This is a genomic window from Massilia arenae, from assembly GCF_008014745.1.
In the GTDB taxonomy this organism is placed as follows: Bacteria; Pseudomonadota; Gammaproteobacteria; order Burkholderiales; family Burkholderiaceae_D; genus Telluria; species Telluria arenae.
The window spans coordinates 89,062-105,125 of record NZ_VPFD01000023.1 but is presented as its reverse complement, the minus strand read 5'-3'; the positions used below and the strand labels follow the sequence as shown (position 1 = coordinate 105,125).

14 protein-coding genes are annotated in these 16,064 nt (G+C 65.7%); 5 read left to right on the top strand and 9 right to left on the bottom strand.

Going from position 1 to position 16,064, the window contains the following annotated elements; translation table 11 throughout:
• Nucleotides 1–144: 144 nt before the first annotated feature.
• The 5 genes from FVD38_RS19460 to FVD38_RS19440 all read right to left on the bottom strand — a co-directional run bounded on the left by FVD38_RS19460 (nucleotide 145) and on the right by FVD38_RS19440 (nucleotide 5,192).
• Nucleotides 145–1,380 carry a polyhydroxyalkanoate depolymerase gene (locus tag FVD38_RS19460; RefSeq protein ID WP_123068492.1) on the bottom strand — a complete coding sequence of 412 codons (1,236 nt, stop codon included), beginning with the start codon at nucleotides 1,378–1,380 and terminating at the stop codon, nucleotides 145–147.
• 244 nt (nucleotides 1,381–1,624) lie between these two features.
• A complete protein-coding gene (locus FVD38_RS19455) occupies nucleotides 1,625–2,722 on the bottom strand; it encodes an NAD(P)/FAD-dependent oxidoreductase (RefSeq protein WP_229493841.1) in 1,098 nt (365 codons plus the stop codon).
• A 101-nt stretch (nucleotides 2,723–2,823) separates the two neighbouring features.
• The gene (gene fdxA / locus FVD38_RS19450; protein WP_123068491.1) at nucleotides 2,824–3,147 is read right to left on the bottom strand and encodes a ferredoxin FdxA; all 324 of its coding nucleotides are present in this window, start codon (nucleotides 3,145–3,147) and stop codon (nucleotides 2,824–2,826) included.
• A gap of 276 nt (nucleotides 3,148–3,423) precedes the next feature.
• Nucleotides 3,424–3,699 (bottom strand): protealysin inhibitor emfourin, encoded by a 276-nt coding sequence (locus tag FVD38_RS19445; protein ID WP_123068490.1) that lies wholly within the window; start codon nucleotides 3,697–3,699, stop codon nucleotides 3,424–3,426.
• Complete coding sequence (locus FVD38_RS19440; RefSeq protein ID WP_147936344.1) at nucleotides 3,696–5,192, bottom strand: gluzincin family metallopeptidase; 1,497 nt, start codon at nucleotides 5,190–5,192, stop codon at nucleotides 3,696–3,698. The genes FVD38_RS19445 and FVD38_RS19440 overlap by 4 nt, the downstream gene beginning before the upstream one ends.
• A 181-nt stretch (nucleotides 5,193–5,373) precedes the next feature.
• Here FVD38_RS19440 and FVD38_RS19435 point away from each other — a divergent pair, with 181 nt between their 5' ends.
• Entirely contained in the window at nucleotides 5,374–5,658 is a 285-nt protein-coding gene (locus tag FVD38_RS19435) for a polyhydroxyalkanoic acid system family protein (RefSeq protein WP_005668465.1), read from the top strand.
• A 42-nt stretch (nucleotides 5,659–5,700) separates the two neighbouring features.
• Here the strand turns inward: FVD38_RS19435 and FVD38_RS19430 are convergent, their stop codons facing one another.
• The gene (locus tag FVD38_RS19430; protein ID WP_123068488.1) at nucleotides 5,701–5,955 is read right to left on the bottom strand and encodes an acyl-CoA-binding protein; all 255 of its coding nucleotides are present in this window, start codon (nucleotides 5,953–5,955) and stop codon (nucleotides 5,701–5,703) included.
• 175 nt (nucleotides 5,956–6,130) lie between these two features.
• Entirely contained in the window at nucleotides 6,131–6,487 is a 357-nt protein-coding gene (locus FVD38_RS19425) for an FKBP-type peptidyl-prolyl cis-trans isomerase (RefSeq protein WP_123068487.1), read from the bottom strand.
• Between the two features lie 120 nt (nucleotides 6,488–6,607).
• Between FVD38_RS19425 and FVD38_RS19420 the strand changes: the two genes are divergently transcribed.
• From FVD38_RS19420 to FVD38_RS19405, 4 genes are all read left to right on the top strand, one after another.
• Entirely contained in the window at nucleotides 6,608–7,423 is an 816-nt protein-coding gene (locus FVD38_RS19420; RefSeq protein WP_147936343.1) for an EI24 domain-containing protein, read from the top strand.
• A gap of 363 nt (nucleotides 7,424–7,786) precedes the next feature.
• A complete protein-coding gene (locus FVD38_RS19415; RefSeq protein ID WP_147936342.1) occupies nucleotides 7,787–11,125 on the top strand; it encodes a transglycosylase domain-containing protein in 3,339 nt (1,112 codons plus the stop codon).
• The gene (locus FVD38_RS19410; protein ID WP_229493845.1) at nucleotides 11,122–12,540 is read left to right on the top strand and encodes a TAXI family TRAP transporter solute-binding subunit; all 1,419 of its coding nucleotides are present in this window, start codon (nucleotides 11,122–11,124) and stop codon (nucleotides 12,538–12,540) included. Before FVD38_RS19415 ends, FVD38_RS19410 begins: the two co-directional genes overlap by 4 nt.
• A gap of 59 nt (nucleotides 12,541–12,599) precedes the next feature.
• On the top strand, nucleotides 12,600–14,546 hold the full coding sequence (locus FVD38_RS19405; RefSeq protein WP_147936341.1) for a CocE/NonD family hydrolase: 1,947 nt from the start codon (nucleotides 12,600–12,602) through the stop codon (nucleotides 14,544–14,546).
• A gap of 4 nt (nucleotides 14,547–14,550) precedes the next feature.
• On the opposite strand, the gene FVD38_RS19400 is transcribed toward FVD38_RS19405, so the two are convergent.
• Nucleotides 14,551–15,306 carry a hypothetical protein gene (locus FVD38_RS19400; RefSeq protein WP_147936340.1) on the bottom strand — a complete coding sequence of 252 codons (756 nt, stop codon included), beginning with the start codon at nucleotides 15,304–15,306 and terminating at the stop codon, nucleotides 14,551–14,553.
• Nucleotides 15,303–15,758, bottom strand: a complete 456-nt coding sequence (locus tag FVD38_RS19395) for a rhodanese-like domain-containing protein (protein ID WP_147936339.1) — start codon at nucleotides 15,756–15,758, stop codon at nucleotides 15,303–15,305. The genes FVD38_RS19400 and FVD38_RS19395 overlap by 4 nt, the downstream gene beginning before the upstream one ends.
• Nucleotides 15,759–16,064: the final 306 nt, after the last annotated feature.

The following is a 16,064-nucleotide window of genomic DNA, read 5'->3' as shown; positions in this document are numbered from 1 at the left end:
CGTCGATATCGAGAGGACTTGGCACTCAAACAGGGATGCCTATTCTGATGGAAAAATCAAGAAGATTATTCCGGACAGCAGTGCGCCTTCACGGGGACGACGTTTTATGCTAACTCAAGAAGGCTTTTGCCTTCACTTGACGGCTTACCCGTTCGCGCGAATGAACTCGGTAATCTTCGGACACACGATCTCGCGCCAGCGGCGGCCCGAGAAGATGCCGTAGTGGCCGGCTTTCTCGACCACGAAGTCGTGCTTCTTGTCTTTCGGGATGCCGGTGCACAGGGTCAGCGCGGCGCTGGTCTGGCCCAGGCCCGAGATGTCGTCCAGCTCGCCTTCGACGGTGAGCAGGGCGACCGACTCGATGTCTTGCGGACGCACCAGCTGGCCGCCGACCTTCCACGTGCCCTTCGGCAGGCTGTAGTCCTGGAACACGGTCTTGATGGTATCGAGGTAGTACTCGGCCGGCATGTCGAGCACGGCGTTGTACTCGTCGTAGAACTTGCGGTGTGCCTCGGCCGAGTCATCGTCGCCGCGCACCAGGTGCTGGTAGAACTCGCGGTGGCTCTGGGCGTGGCGGCCCGGGTTCATCGCGATGAAGCCGGCGTGCTGCAGGAAGCCCGGATAGACCTTGCGGCCAAAGCCCGGGTAATTGCCCGGCACCGCATAGATCACGGTGTTCTCGAACCACGAGTAGGGCTTTTCGATGGCCAGGTCGTTGACCGCGGTCGGCGATTTGCGTGGGTCGATCGGGCCGCCCATCATGGTCATCGACTTCGGCAGCTTCGGATCCTTGTTGCTCGCCATCAGCGAGATCGCGGCCAGCACCGGCACCGTCGGCTGGCATACCGAGATCACGTGCACGTCCGGGCCAAGGTGGCGGATGAAGTCCTGGACGTAGAAGACGTAGTCGTCCAGGCGGAACGGGCCGTCGGACAGCGGCACCATGCGGGCGTCGGTCCAGTCGGTGATGTAGACGTCGTGCTCGACCAGCAGGGCTTTCACGGTGTCGCGCAGCAGCGTCGCGTGGTGGCCGGACAATGGCGCCACGACCAGTACCGAAGGCTGCTTCAGCGCGGCAAAGGCGGCGTCGTCCATGTCTTTCTTGAAGTGCAGCAGCTCGCAGAAGGGCTTGTCGACGACGATGCGCTCGACGATGCCGACCTCTTCACCGTTGATGGTGGTGGTCTTCAGGCCAAAGGCCGGTTTTTCGTATTCCTTGCCGAGACGGTACATCAGCTCGTAGCCAGCGGCGATACGTTGGGAAAATGGGGTGTGCGCAAACGGCGACACGGGATTGGAGAACAGTTTCGATGACGCATCGGCCCACTGCATCAGCGGGGTCAGGAAGGAGCGTTGCATCTCGTGCAGTTGATAAAGCATAAAGTAATCCTTCGTATTGACACTGCGCTAATATCGCCCGCGCATAAGCTTCATCCGATTATAGGGGATTTGCGTTGGCGGGTGGCAACGAGGGCCACCGCTATCTCCTATGCATGGTGCACTTGTAGCATATTTACCCGGACCCGCTCCGTTGGGCGGCCCACATAAAGCAAAACGCCCCGCAGGGCGGGGCGCTTCAGGGGACTGTGTCGCCGCGAAGTAACTGAACGCGGCGCTGCAGACCTTAATCGAACACCGGGGTTTCGACGCCCAGGATCTTGTGCAGCTTCGGCGAGGTCGTCGTGTACTGCATGTGGATCTTCTTGTCCGGGAAGATGTACGGCGCGGCGCCGAAGGCGGCCAGCGCGGCTTCGTGGAAGCCCGACAGGATCAGCTTCTTCTTGCCCGGATAGGTGTTGATGTCGCCCACGGCGAAGATGCCCGGGACGTTGGTCTCGAACTTCTCGGTGTCCACCACCTTGAGCTGCTTGCGCTCGATGTCCAGGCCCCATTCGGCGATCGGACCCAGCTTCGGCGACAGGCCGAAGAACACCAGCAGCATGTCCAGCGGCACGCGGCGGGTGACGCCGTCGGCGCCGGTGACCTTCACTTCGGTCAGCTGGCCGTCTTTTTCGTCGAAACCGGTCACCTGGCCGGTGATCAGTTGCATCTCGTACTCATCGCACAGGGCCTTCATCTTGGCGACCGAGGCCGGGGCGGCGCGGAAGTCGTCGCGGCGGTGCACCAGCACGACCGATTCGGCCTTGCCGACGAAGTTCAGGGCCCAGTCCAGCGCGGAGTCGCCGCCGCCGCAGATGACGATGTTCTTGCCTTCGAAGCGTGCCGGATCCTTGACGCGGTAGAACAGCTGCTCGTTCTCGAACTTGTCGATGCCGTCGACCTTGATCGTGCGCGCCTGGAACGAACCGACGCCGGCTGCGATGAAGATGGTCTTGGTGATGAAGCGGGTACCGGTGGTGGTCTCGACGTTGAAGCGCTGGTCTTCGCGGCGCTGCACGGTCGTGACTTCCTGGCCCAGGTGGAAGGTCGGCTCGAACGGTTCGATCTGCTTGAGCAGGTTGTCGGTCAGTTCCTGGCCGGTGCACACCGGGACGGCAGGGATGTCATAGATCGGCTTGTCCGGATACAGTTCCACGCACTGGCCGCCGACTGCCGGCAGCGAATCGATGACGTGGGCCTTGATTTCGAGCAGGCCGAGTTCGAACACCTGGAACAGGCCGACCGGGCCGGCGCCGATGATCACGGCATCCGCTTCGATGGCGCCGGCGAAGGAACTGTTGGGAGCGATGCTGCCCGCTTCGTGGGTGGCACTGATAGTCATGCGCTTACTTCCTGTGATTTTGATTGGTGAGGCGATGGCAGCCAGCACTGCCATGCAGAACGACCCCGGGCCGGCGCCGAACGGGCGGCGCAGCGGCGGTATTAGCGGGCCAGTTGGTCGAGTTTGTCCTTGACGTCTTTCCACTCTTCCGCGTCTGGCAGGGCCGGCTTCGTCTTGGTGATCGAAGGCCAGAAGCGCGCGAGATCGGCATTGAGCTTGATGAAGTGCTGTTGGTCGCCAGGCGTGTCTTCTTCGGCATAGATCGCATTCACCGGGCACTCGGCGACGCAGACGGCGCAGTCGATGCACTCGTCAGGATCGATGGCGAGGAAATTCGGGCCTTCCCGGAAACAATCTACCGGGCATACATCGACGCAGTCGGTGTAACGACAGCGGATGCACGATTCGGTGACAACGTGGGTCATAACAGTCCTATCAATTGGTGGGATGTCGCGTCGCCGGGCGCAAGAACAATGGACATGAACAGGCCGGCCGGACAGAGCAAAGCACTGTATTTTAGGGCAATTCGGCTTTTCTCACAAATTCGCCTATATACACAATCTACATAAGCAAATGAAGCAAGAATCCGCACGAGCGTGCGGTTTTTGGACTGTCAAGGCGCGATCCACTGGCCATTGACCGGGATTAAGAAGCTCCCCGGTAGGCGGGCGCCGCGACCGGCCGAGACCCGAAAACCCGGTTCAGCCGGCCTGCCGCAAATAGTCGAGCAAATGTTGCCACTGGCCGCCGCTGCCATCCTCGCGCAGGAACACGGTGTGACAGCGCGGTCCGTCCTCGACCGTGATTTCCCAGCGCGGCAGGTCGGCGCCAACCGCGCAGGCGGGGGCGGCGCCGAAGAAGTCGAGGCGGCGCAGCAGCGTCTCGAGGGCCGGCCCGTCGTCGAGGCGCGCGGTATCCAGTTCGTAGGATTCGGCCAGTCCGGCGAAGCCGCCGCAGGCGCGGGCGCTGATCTTCATGCCAGCATCGACGGTTCGGCCGGCGTCCCGGCGGCCGGCGGGCCGGACAGCCCCGGCCCGTGGCGGCCATGTTCGGCGCACCAGCGCGCCAGCAGGTGCGCCTCGCCGGCCAGCACGCGCTCGGCGCAATCGTATTCGGCCAGCTGCATGGTGCCGCAGCAGGAACGCCGGTCTTGCCGCGCGCCGGGCGCGTCGCATACCCGCGCCGCCAGGGGCAGGCCGGGGACAAAGGCGGCCACCGCGTCGGGGCCGCCATGGCCGGCTTCCACCACTTCGCGTCGGCTGAACTGGAAGCGGATGGCGTCGGCATAGGCGGCCGGCTTGCCGTCGGCCGTCACGGCCTGGAGCATGGCGTTGACCACGTCGGCATAGGTGGCGGCGGCGTCGGGCGCGGCGATCAGGGCGCGCAGCAGCACCCCGCTCAGGTAGTTGGCGACCCGGTGCAGGACGGCGGCGCAGTCTTCGCGCCCGGGATCGCGTTCATGGGCGAACAGGTCGGCCAGCACGTCGTAGACCGCTCCGGTAAAGACCTGCGAGATGGCGTGCACCTGGGTGCCGGCCTCGCTCAGCTTGAGGTCGTTGTCGGCGTTGCGCAGGCCGGTGCTGTTGCCGAGCGCCAGCCCGAACTGCTCGGCGATGTCGGTCAGGAAGGATTTGTCGTGCAGGTCGGCCTTGGTCTGGGCGATCACGGCTTCGCACTGGTCGAGCTGGGACAGGGCCAGGAAGATCGCGGTGAGGTCGCCGAAGGCTTCGTGCAGGCCGCCGGTCTGGGGCGGGGCGTCTGCCTGCAGCCACAGTGGCTTGATGCCGTCGAGCACCGCGTGGGCGGTCTCGTGCGACACGATGTCGAACGAGCGGCAGGTGAAGACCCGCTCGGTGGCGCCGTTGGGAATGAAGTCGCCGAACTTGAGGCAGGCCTGGCTGCGGCTGTAGAAGGCGTTCATGACGTTCGGCAGGCCGTGCGGGAAGACCAGCAGCGGCCGCGTGTCGGTGCTGCTATTCCATTGCCAGGGCAGCGGCATCGTGTGGGCCTCGCCGGCCGCGGCCAGGGCGCGCCCGTACATGGTCAATGTCTGGCGCACCACGACGAAGGTGTGGACGGCGTCGAACTGCGGCGTGTCGGGCTGGGTGACGAAGTCGCCGAAGGCGTTCGGCTCCACCGCGGCAATGCCCGGCTCGCCGGGGGCGATGCGGGCATCGCGCGGGCCGGCCAGCACCACGCCGGGCAGGAAGGCCTTGCGGGTGCCGATTTCGCTGACAGAAGGATCTTGCTTCCACATGAGGACGCGGGCGCCGAAGGCGTGCGGCGGCGGCTCGGCGGTCGATGGCGCGGCCGGATCGGGAACGTCGGGTTCTTCGAGCAGGCGCGCGGCGCGGTGCTGCTGGCGGTAGGGCGCGCTCGGGGTGGGGACGAAGCGCACCGGAGGCTGCGCGGTCTGCGGCGCCTCTGCGCTGGGCAACAGGCGGTTCGGCTGCTCGACGGGGGTTTCCATATCGACTCCTCGCGTAATGACGGGCTTGCGCCTTCATCCTCGCGCTCCCTGCCGGGCACGCTTTGATAATCGTCAATTGAGGCTGCGCCAGCCCTGTCTGTTGTAGCGGGCTCTGGCATAGCCCGGCCGCAACTGGCATCATGGCGGATTGTTTGCAATCGATTCAGGAAGGATCAGTCAGATGGCGGAAATCAGCATCGTCCAGCAGCACAGCCTGAGCCCGGACGCGGCGCGTTCGGCAGCCGAGCAGGTGGCGCAACGTATCGCGGCCGAATACGGGCTGGAATGCAGGTGGGACGGCGATGTGCTGCGCTTCGAGCGCAGCGGCGTGGAGGGCATGTTGACCCTGGAAGACCAGCGCGCCGCGATGCGCATCCGCCTGGGCTTCTTCATGGGCGCGTTCGCGCCGGCCATCGAGGCCAAGGTGGCGGAAAAGATGCGCAAGACCTTCGCCGCCGCAGCGTAACCGGGGTAATGGGCCGGGCGCAGGCGCCGGCCCGGTGGGCGATCAGCCCTTCAACTCTTCGATCAGGTCGACGTACTGCTGCTGGGCTTCCTCTTGCGAGGTGCCTGCGAGGCCGGCCCAGGCGTCGTACTTGGCGCGCGCCACGAAATCGGTCATGCCCGGACGCTCGCCCGTCGCGTCGCCGCTCGAGCCCTGCTTGAACAGCGCGTAAATCTTCAGCAAGGTCATATTGTCGGGACGCTCCGACAGGTTTTTCGAATCGGCCTGGGCCTGGGTGAACTGTTCCTGCAAGCTCATGGAAACTCCTGTGATGGTTGATTGCGGTATTGTCGCTTGGACAACGCGGCAGGCATCTTAGCCCAGGAGACAGGCGGGCACGGGGAATCCGGCCGCATTTTAGAAGAGATGTTCAAATGCCGCCCCAGGGCGGCCGAGCCATGCGCCATCGCAGGACGGCGCATGGCGATCGTGCTTAGACGGCCAGCAGGTCGACGTCGAAGATCAGGGTGGCGTTCGGCGGGATCACGCCGCCGGCGCCGCGTGCGCCGTAGCCCAGGCTGGCCGGGATGGTCAGGCGGCGCGAACCGCCGACCTTCATGCCCTGCACGCCTTCGTCCCAGCCGCGGATCACGTGGCCGGCGCCGAGTGCGAACTCGAACGGGTCGTTGCGGTCTTTGCTCGAATCGAACTTGGCGCCCAGGCTGCCGTCGTCGTTGCGCAGCCAGCCGGTGTAGTGCACGGTGACGTGCTGGCCAGCCTTGGCCTCGGCGCCTTCGCCGGTGACGAGCTCTTCGTATTGCAGGCCGGATTCGGTGGTGATGGTGGACATGGTCTTCCTTGTTGTTCAGATTGAACGACGATTGTAGTCGATGGGTCCATCCGGTGTCATCCCGTAGAATGACGGCATTGAACTGCCATCAGGAGAAAACATGCCGCGAAAGAAAGCCCGATGAACGGTGTACTGACCGCCTGCCGGCGCGCCCTGGGCGCGCAGTTCAGCGGCCGCATGCTGCTGCTGTCGCTGGCGCCGCTGCTGCTGGCGCTGGTCCTGTGGGGCGTGGCGATGTGGCTGGGCCTGCAGCCGCTGCTCGACTGGCTGCACGGCATGTTCGCCGACTACGGCGGCTTCGAGACCAGCGGCAGCATGCTCGAAATGGTGGGCCTGGGCATGCTTAAGGTGATGGTGGTGCCGCTGATGGCGATCGTGCTGCTGCTGCCGCTCAAGATCGGCTCGGCCCTGCTGTTCGTGGGCGTGGTGGCGATGCCGGCCATCGAATCCTTTGTCGGCAAGCGCCACTTCCCGCAGCTCGAGAAACGGGAGGGCGGTTCCTTCTTCGGCAGCGTCGCGATCAACCTGGGCAGCGTCGCCGTGTTCGCCCTGCTGTGGTTGTTCACCTTGCCGCTGTACGCGGTGCCGCCGCTGGCCTGGCTGGTGCAGGCCAGCCTGTGGGCCTGGGTGACGTCGCGCGTGATGAGCTACGACGCGCTGGCCGCCCACGCCACCCAGGCCGAACGCCTGGCGCTGATGCGGCGCCGGCGGCCGGCCCTGCTCGCCATCGGCTTCACCACCGGTCTGGCCGGCGCGCTGCCGGGCATCGTCTGGATGGGCGGCGCCGTGTTGTCGATCGTGCTGTTCCCGATCCTGGCCCTGGTGTCGCTGTGGCTGTACGTCATGATTTTCCTGTTCGCCGGGCTGTGGTTCCAGTACTACTGCCTACAGGCACTTGAAGAGCTGCGCGCGGAAGCGGTGCCCCAGCCCGCGTGATCTGCCTTTCGACATGGATCAAACGCAGCTGTGCACCAAAAGCATTTCCAGCGCGTTAAATATTGGTGGCTAAAACTAGCGGCGATATTGCCTGAATTACACACGGTAATATCACTCAGCCAAGACCTCGTTGTTTTTTTGCGAAAATATTCCAAGCGCAGCAAATTTGTTAAACGGCGCCTCGCGTGAGACGTATTGATGTGGTGGAATATTGCCTACGTAAGGTGCGATCTGGAGTGGGATCGCACCATCAGCGTGCGAACTAACACACACCACGATCACTCGAACGGACCAGCAGCACCACAGATGGCGAGCAGGTTGGCGGGGATTGCTAGCGTTTTGATTCAGACCGGTTAATCCATCATGGAAAGTATTCGCCGTCAAGGACGGTCAAGTAATGTGTCCGGCAAGCGTGCCGCCAACGAGCGCAGTGAGCCGACCTTTGAGCCGACCTTCGAGCCGACTTTCGGCGACGCGGTCGCGACATCGGCCGCGCCGGCCAGTGCCGCGGCGGCCGCCGTGGAGAGCACTCCTGCGCTCGCGGCCGGCGGCAACGACGTTCCCCTGTATGAAGCCTTCCCGCACCTGGCGGGCAATGGCGGCATCCCCGGCGGCCCGTCGGGCGAGCCCGGCGACGACGAGCCTGCCCCGCGCAAGCGGCGCTGGAAGCTGTGGCTGGTGCTCGGCCTGCTGCTATTGATCGCCTTGCTGGCGGCCTGGGCGGTGCTGGAGACGCGCACCTCGCGCCTGCAGGCGAAGATCTTCGCCGACATGGCCAGCGAGCTTACCTATCGCATGGAAAACGGTCCCAGCGATGCGATCCGTTTCCCGGCCGCCAGTCCGTATGACACCCGGCTCGGCTATGCCGGCCTGCCGGGCTACCTCGAGCGCCTGCGGACGCGCGACTACGCGATCGCGGCCCAGGCGCGCATCTCGCCGCAGATGGTCAAGATGGCCGACATGGGCCTGTACGCGACCTATCACGAAAAGACCAAGGTCGGCCTCGAGATCCTCGACTGCCGCTCGCAGCCGATCTTCACCTCGCGCTTCCCCGAGCGCTTCTACCACGAGTTCAACGCGGCGCCGCCGCTGCTGGTGCAGAGCCTGCTGTTCATCGAGAACCGCGAACTGCTCGACGCCAGCTATCCGCGCCGCAACCCGGCGGTCGAGTGGGACCGCTTCTCGAAGGCCGTGTTCGACAAGTCCCTGTCCAGCATCGGCCTGGGCGGTAGCGGGCGCGTGGCCGGCGGCAGCACGCTGGCGACCCAAATCGAGAAATACCGGCATTCGCCCGAAGGCCGCACCAGCTCGACCACCGACAAAATCATCCAGATGGCCTCGGCCACCTTGCGCGCCTACCAGGACGGCGAAGACACCACCGGTTCGCGCCGCCAGATCGTGCTCGACTACCTGAACACGGTGCCGCTGTCGGCCAAGTCCGGCTATGGCGAAGTGAACGGCATCGGCGACGGCCTGTGGGTCTGGTATGGCCGCGACTTCGACAAGGTCAATGCGATGCTGAAGGGCCCGATGACGAGCCCGGACGCCGTGCTGGCCTACAAGGAAGCGCTGTCGCTGATGATCGCCCAGCGCCGCCCGGCCTATTACCTGGGCGCCGGCGAACCCGACCTCGAAATCCTGACCGACAGCCACCTGCGCGTGCTGGCCCAGGCCGGCGTGATCTCACCCCAGTTGCGCGACGCCGCCCTGAGCGTGAAACTGCAGCCGGCGCTGCACAGCGGCGTGGCGCCGCCGCCGGCCGACGCCTTTGTGTCGCGCAAGGCGGCCAATGCGGTGCGCAACCACCTCGGCTTCCTGATCGGCGACACCCGCCTGTACAACGTCGACCGCCTCGACCTGTCGGTGGTCTCGACCCTGGACGGCACTGCCCAGCAGGCGGTGACGGCGGCCCTGCGTCAGCTGTCCGACGCCGAACACGCCAAGGCGGCCGGCCTGACCGGCAAGGGCCTGCTCGGCAACGGCGACCCGGCCCAGGTGGTGTACAGCTTCACCCTGATGGAGCGGGGCGAGCACGTCAACTACCTGCGGGTCCAGACCGACAACTACGACCAGCCGCTCGACATCAACGAGGGCGCCAAGCTCGACCTCGGTTCGACCGCCAAGCTGCGCACGCTGGTGACCTATCTCGACATCTTCGACCAGCTGCACAAGCGCTTCGAGCCGCTGGACAAGATCGGCCTGCACGGCGTCGAGATCGATCCGAAGGACCGCATGTCGCAATGGGCGCTGGAATACTTCCAGACCCTGCCGGAAGGCGCCGACCGCGGCCTGAAGCCCATGCTCGACGCCGCCATGGCGCGCCGCTACTCGGCCAGCCCGGGCGAGCGCTTCATGACCGGCGGCGGCCTGCACACCTTCGGCAACTTCAGCAAGCTCGACGACAGCAAGATCATGGAAGTGCACCAGGCCCTGCGCCAGTCGACCAACCTGGTGTTCGTGCGCATGATGCGCGACGTGGTGCGCTTCTACATGTTCCAGCTGCCGGGTTCTTCGGCCCAGCTGCTGGCCGACGCCAACGATCCGCGCCGCGCGTCCTACCTGGCGCGCTTTGCCGACAACGAAGGCAAGGACTTCCTGGCCAAGTTCTGGAACAAATACAAGGGCAAGACCCCGGCCCAGATCGAAGCACTGCTGTTCTCCGGCGTGCGTCCGCTGGCCTCGAAGCTGGCCGCGGCCCACCGCACGGTGGCGCCCAACGCCACCTTGGACCAGTTCGGCGCCTTCATCGACGCGAGCCTGCCATCGGCCAACGAGATCGATCCGGAACGCATCCCGAAGATGTACGAGATGTACGATCCGCGCAATATGTCGCTGGCCGACCGCGGCTACGTGGCCTCGGTGCACCCGCTCGAACTGTGGCTGGTGAGCTATCTACGTACCCACCCGAAGGCCACCTGGTCCGAGGTGACGGCCGCCAGCGTCAAGGAGCGCCAGGAAGTCTACCAGTGGCTGTTCAAGACCAGCCGCAAGAACGCCCAGGACAAGCGCATCGCCGGCCTGCTCGAGGTCGAAGCCTTCCTCAAGATCCACGCCCAGTGGAAGAAGATGGGCTACCCGTTCGACTCGCTGGTGCCGTCGTATGCGACGACGCTGGGCGCATCGGCCGACCGTCCGGCTTCGCTGGCCGAGCTGATGGGCATCATCGTCAACGGCGGCGTGCGCAAGCCCACCGAGCGCATCGACTCGCTGCACTTCGCCAAGGACACGCCGTACGAGACCCTGGTCAAGCGCAACAAGGGCGGCGGCAAGGAACAGGTGCTGGCGCCGGAAGTCGCGCGCACCGTGGCCGACGCCATCCAGGGCGTGGTCTCGGACGGCACCGCCAAGCGCGTCAAGACCGCCTTCGTGCAGGCCGACGGCAGCGTGATTGCGCTGGGCGGCAAGACCGGCACCGGCGACCAGCGCTTCGACGTCTATGCGCGCGGCGGCCGCCTGGTCGAATCGCGCTACGTGAACCGCTCGGCGACCTTCGTGTTCAATATCGGCGAACGCTTCTACGGCAGCATGACGGCCTATGTGCACGGCCCGCAGTCGGAACACTATGACTTCACCAGCGCGCTGCCGGTGCAGCTCCTTGTGACGCTGGCGCCGAGCCTGATGCCGATGATCGAGCCGGCGCCGCCAGCGCCCATGCCTGGCGCCACGCCAGCGGCGGCGGCCCAGCGCCAGTGCGTGCGTTGAAGCCGGCGGGCGAGGGCGGCGGCGCGCCGGGCAAGGGCTTGCGCGCGCGGCTGCAGAATTTTTCCATCGTCTCACTGCGCGACCTGGTGGTGGCCTCCGGCCCCACCATCCTGATGGTGGCGGCGGCCCTGCTGCTGGCCTATTGGTGGGTCGACCCGGCGCCGCCGCGCAGCCTGCGCCTGGCCACCGGCCAGGAGAATTCCGCCTACGAGACCTTCGGCAAGCAGTACGCCAACCTGCTCGCGCGCGACGACATCAAGGTGACCTTGCAGCCGACGCTCGGCTCGCGCGACAACCTGGAACGCCTGCTGGCGGGCGAGGCCGACGTCGCCTTCGTGCAGAGCGGCTCGACCGACGGCGACACCATGAATGCGGCAGATGGCGACGCCGCCGAACGCCAGGAACTGGTGTCGCTGGGCAGCCTGTTCACCGAGCCGGTGTGGTTGTTCCTGCGCGCAGAGGCGAATATTTCGAAGCTGACCGACCTGCGCGGCAAGCGCATCAACCTGGGGCCGGAAGGCACCGGCGTGCCGCGTCTGCTGCGCCAGGTGCTCGACGCCAACGGCATCGCGCCGACGGAACTGCAGCTCGGCGACCTGGCCAATACGCCGGCCACGGTGGAGCTGCTGGCCGGCCGCATCGACGGCCTGGTATTTTCTTCGGCGCCGGAAGCGCCGCTGATCCAGATGCTGCTGCAGACGCCCGGCATCCGGCTGTTCGACTTCGCCCAGGCCGAGGCCTATACGCGGCGCCTGCCTTTCCTGACCCACGTGGTGCTGCCGCGCGGGATCGTCGACCTGGGCCGCAATATCCCGGCCCAGGACTACCACCTGATCGCGCCGACCGCGACCCTGGTGGCGCGCGAGGAAATCCATCCGGCCCTGGTGGGGCTGCTGGTCAAGGCTGCGACCAACATCCACGGCGGGGCCGGCTGGTTCCAGCAGCAGGGCCAGTTCCCATCGCCGAAGTACACCGAGATCCCGGTGGCGCCGGAAGCCGCGCGCTACTACCGCGACGGCCCGCCCTTCATGCAGCGCTATATGAGCTTCTGGCTGGCCAACCTGGCCGAGCGCCTGTGGGTGGTGGTGGTGGCGCTTACCGCTTTGCTGATTCCGCTGTCGAAGATCGTGCCGCCGATTTACGTGTGGCGCGTGCGCTCGCGCGTCTACCGCTGGTACGGCGAGCTGCGCGCGATCGAACAGGCGCTGGAAGACGCCGGGCTCGAGCCGGTCGACACGGTGCGCAAGGACTTGCTGCGGCGCCTGGACGGGCTCGAGGACCGGGTCAACCACATCTCGGTGCCGCTGGCCTATGCCGACGAACTGTATCGCCTGCGCAGCCACATCCACCTGGTGCGCGAGCGGATCCGCGGCGTGCAGGAAGAGGAAGCGGCGGCGTCGCCTCTGGCAAAGTAATCGTTGGCGCCTGATTGCGATTACACTGGCGCCCCCAGTGTTCTCACTCGAAGGAAGTCATGATTCGCCGTCCGCTGTCCGCTCTTGTTCTTGGTCTCCTGTTCGCCGCTTCTTCCCCGGCCTTTGCCGCCGGCATGCAGGCCGCGCCCGATGGCGCCTCCGCCAAGCGTTCGACGCGCGAAGCCTATACCAAGTACGAATACCGGATCCCGATGCGCGACGGCGCGCGCCTGTTCACCGCGGTCTACGTGCCGAAGGACAGCTCGCGCGCCTATCCCTTCCTGATGCAGCGCACGCCGTACAGTGCCGGCGTGCGCGCCGAAGGAGAGCTGCGCTACGGCGTGGACTGGATGCCCGAATCGCTCGGACCCTCGCGCGAGTTCGAAGACGCCGGCTATATCTTCGTGGTCCAGGACGTGCGCGGCCGCCACATGTCCGAGGGCGTGTGGCAGGAGATGACGCCGCACGCCAAGCCGGCGCTGGGCAAGGGGGAGGGCGTCGAAGCCCAGGACATGCACGATACCGTGGCCTGGCTGTTGAAGAACGTCCCGAACAATAACGGCAAGGTCGGCATCTGGGGCATCAGCTATCCCGGCTTCTACGCCGCCGCCAGCGTGATCGATTCGCATCCCGCGATCAGGGCCGCCTCGCCGCAGGCACCGATCGCCGACCTGTATATGGGCGACGATTCCTACCACGGTGGCGCGTTCAAGCTGGCCGCCAACTTCGACTTCTATTCGTCCTTCGTCGCGGCGCCGAATCCCTCGCCCAAGTCGGCCTCGGGCGGCGGCTTCGACTACGACGAGGCCGACGGCTACGATTTCTTCCTCAAGCACCTGACTCTGGGCGCGATTGCGGGCACGATGAGCGAGCGCCAGCGCGAGCTGTTCATGCCGAACATCGAGCACGACACCTATGACGACTTCTGGCGCTCGCGCGCCATCGGCCCGCACTTGAAGAACGTCAAGGCGGCGATGCTGACCGTGGGCGGCTGGTTCGATGCTGAGGATTTCCAGGGTCCGTTCACCGTTCACGATGCGGTCAAGCGCCACAATCCGGCCGCGGTGAACAAGCTGGTGGTGGGCCCATGGGTGCATGGCGGCTGGATGCGCGGCGACGGCGCGCGCCTCGGTCACGTGCGCTTCGACGCCAACACCAGCGATTACTTCAGGCGCAACATCCAGTTCCCGTTCTTCGAGCAGCACCTGAAAGGCATCAAGCCGGCCACGGAGCTGGCGCCGGTCACCATGTTCGAGACCGGCACCAATGTCTGGCGCAGCTACGACGCCTGGCCGCCGAAGCCGGCCCAGGCGCGCACCCTGTACTTCAACGCCAACGGCAGCCTGACCTGGCAGCAGCCGGCCGCGGGCACGGGAGGCTACGACGAATATATCGCCGATCCGAAGCGCCCGGTGCCCTACATCGGCTACCCCGCGCAAGGCGTGCCGCGCGAATACATGGTGTCCGACCAGCGCTTCGCCGCGACCCGGCCCGACGTGCTGGTGTACCAGAGCGAGGTGCTGGAAGAAGACGTGACGGTGGCCGGGCCCGTGCTGCCGAAACTGTTCGTGTCGACCACCGGCACCGATGCGGACTGGGTGGTGAAGCTGATCGACGTCTATCCAAGCGACTATCCGACGCCGGCGGCGCCGCGCGCGGGCAGCGACGTCGGACCGCCGGCCCTGAAGCTGAGCGGCTTCCAGCAACTGGTGCGCGGTAATCCGCTGCGCGGCAAGTTCCGCAACAGCTATGAGAAGCCGGAGCCCTTCGTGCCCGGCACGGTGACAGCGATCGATTACGAGCTGGGGGCGGTGAACCACACCTTCCGCCGCGGCCACCGCATCATGGTGCAGGTGCAGAGCTCCTGGTTCCCGCTGATCGACCTGAATCCGCAGACCTTCATGCGCATTCCCGATGCGAGGCCGGAAGACTTCAGGAAGGCGACCCAGCGCGTGTATCGCGCGCCGGGCACGGCCTCGGGACTTCAGCTGATGGTGATGCCGTAAACGCCTACGCGTTGCGACGGCGCGGGACGCCGCGCTCGTACCACGCCGGCGCGCCGGGAACGAGGGCGGCGCGCACCTCGCGGCGCAGGGTGGTGGCGGGAATCGCGTCGGCCGCCAGCTGGCGCAGGCGATTCACGTCGGCGTGCCGGCCGCGCGCCGCCAGCACGTCCAGGATCGCGTTCACGTCCTGCACATAGTTGTGGATCTCGGCCGGGATGCTGGGCGCGGCGGTAAAACGCTTGCGGCGCTCGCGGAAGGCGTCCATCAGGTAGTCGGCATGCTGGCGGATGTTTTCTTCCGGGTTCGGCATCAGGCGTTCGGCCAGTTCGGCGTCGCCGGCGGCGATCACCTGCGGCAGCACGACCCGGATGCAGGACGCAGCCAGCGCCGGCGCCACGGTTTCCAGTTGAAGGAACAGGTCGCGCGTGCGCACCGGCTGGTCGCGCGCGTGGTCGATCGAGACCACGTCGAGCAGGTGGTCGCGGTTACCCTGGCCGGCCAGCAGCAGGGCGGTGCTGCGCTCGCGCACCGCCTCGAGCGCCGCTTCCGCCGGCGGATAGGCCTCGGCCAGCACGGCCCAATCGGCCAGCGCATACGAACGGCGTACGCCGGCCAGCGACGGATCCTGTTCCAGCGCATGCTCGTGGAACCAGGTCAGCTCTTGCAGCGCGGCGTCGTACTGCCCCTGGTCGGCCAGTTCGCGCGCCGCCACCAGGCGTTCGATGGGGTTGTCTGCCCCTTCTTCCACCTGCGCGTTCATGCACCCACCCACGGCAATCCCGCCTTGCACCAGCCGCCGAGCGTCTTGCGATGACCTTCGCCATCCTTGTCCCCCTCGAAACCCTCGAGGATGTCGAAGGCATTCGCATAACCGAGTTCGGTCGCCACGCGGGCGCTATGGCGCGAGCGCACGCCCGAGCGGCACAGGAACAGGAGGATGTCATCCGGCTTGGCGACTTTTTCCAACTGAGCGCCGAAGTCCGGGTTCGGCACGCCGCCCGGATAGGTCGCCCACTGCACCGCCGCATGCTGGGCGTCGGGAATGGCAACCCGGCCCACCCAGTCGCGTTCGGCATTGGTGCGCACGTCCACCAGCTTGACCTTCGGGCTGCTCCTGAGCAGCTCGAACGCCTCTTGCGGCGTCACCGCACCGGCATAGGGCTGGCCTGCGCCACGCTGGCGCGCAGCCTCGAGAATGTTTTCTGTCGTCATAATGTCCGGTCCGTTTTTGGGCATCCAAAGGCGCTGCACCATCGTGGATCAGTGTATCCTGCTCTTAAATGGTGCGTTGGCGCATGTTTGCACTTGATTGGTGCATTCGGCATGCACTGTAAATCTTTCGACAAGCCTGCCGATCGACGCGATTTTATGGGTAAACTGGCCCGTCCCCCAAGAACGATTTGTGCATGTCCTCATGCAATTAACTGGGCACGTGGGGTGTCACCAAGTTGGCATACTTCGTGCTTCAACATGATGCAAGTTGTCGGTTCTCATGACCCGACTTCCTTTTTTCAATTA

Bases quoted from the DNA above. Each gene is read 5' to 3' on its own strand.
- FVD38_RS19460 (WP_123068492.1), bottom strand. From the start codon at position 1,380: ATGCTTTATCAACTGCACGAGATGCAACGCTCCTTCCTGACCCCGCTG.
- FVD38_RS19455 (WP_229493841.1), bottom strand. From the start codon at position 2,722: ATGACTATCAGTGCCACCCACGAAGCGGGCAGCATCGCTCCCAACAGT.
- fdxA (WP_123068491.1), bottom strand. From the start codon at position 3,147: ATGACCCACGTTGTCACCGAATCGTGCATCCGCTGTCGTTACACCGAC.
- FVD38_RS19445 (WP_123068490.1), bottom strand. From the start codon at position 3,699: ATGAAGATCAGCGCCCGCGCCTGCGGCGGCTTCGCCGGACTGGCCGAA.
- FVD38_RS19440 (WP_147936344.1), bottom strand. From the start codon at position 5,192: ATGGAAACCCCCGTCGAGCAGCCGAACCGCCTGTTGCCCAGCGCAGAG.
- FVD38_RS19435 (WP_005668465.1), top strand. From the start codon at position 5,374: ATGGCGGAAATCAGCATCGTCCAGCAGCACAGCCTGAGCCCGGACGCG.
- FVD38_RS19430 (WP_123068488.1), bottom strand. From the start codon at position 5,955: ATGAGCTTGCAGGAACAGTTCACCCAGGCCCAGGCCGATTCGAAAAAC.
- FVD38_RS19425 (WP_123068487.1), bottom strand. From the start codon at position 6,487: ATGTCCACCATCACCACCGAATCCGGCCTGCAATACGAAGAGCTCGTC.
- FVD38_RS19420 (WP_147936343.1), top strand. From the start codon at position 6,608: ATGAACGGTGTACTGACCGCCTGCCGGCGCGCCCTGGGCGCGCAGTTC.
- FVD38_RS19415 (WP_147936342.1), top strand. From the start codon at position 7,787: ATGGAAAGTATTCGCCGTCAAGGACGGTCAAGTAATGTGTCCGGCAAG.
- FVD38_RS19405 (WP_147936341.1), top strand. From the start codon at position 12,600: ATGATTCGCCGTCCGCTGTCCGCTCTTGTTCTTGGTCTCCTGTTCGCC.
- FVD38_RS19400 (WP_147936340.1), bottom strand. From the start codon at position 15,306: ATGAACGCGCAGGTGGAAGAAGGGGCAGACAACCCCATCGAACGCCTG.
- FVD38_RS19395 (WP_147936339.1), bottom strand. From the start codon at position 15,758: ATGACGACAGAAAACATTCTCGAGGCTGCGCGCCAGCGTGGCGCAGGC.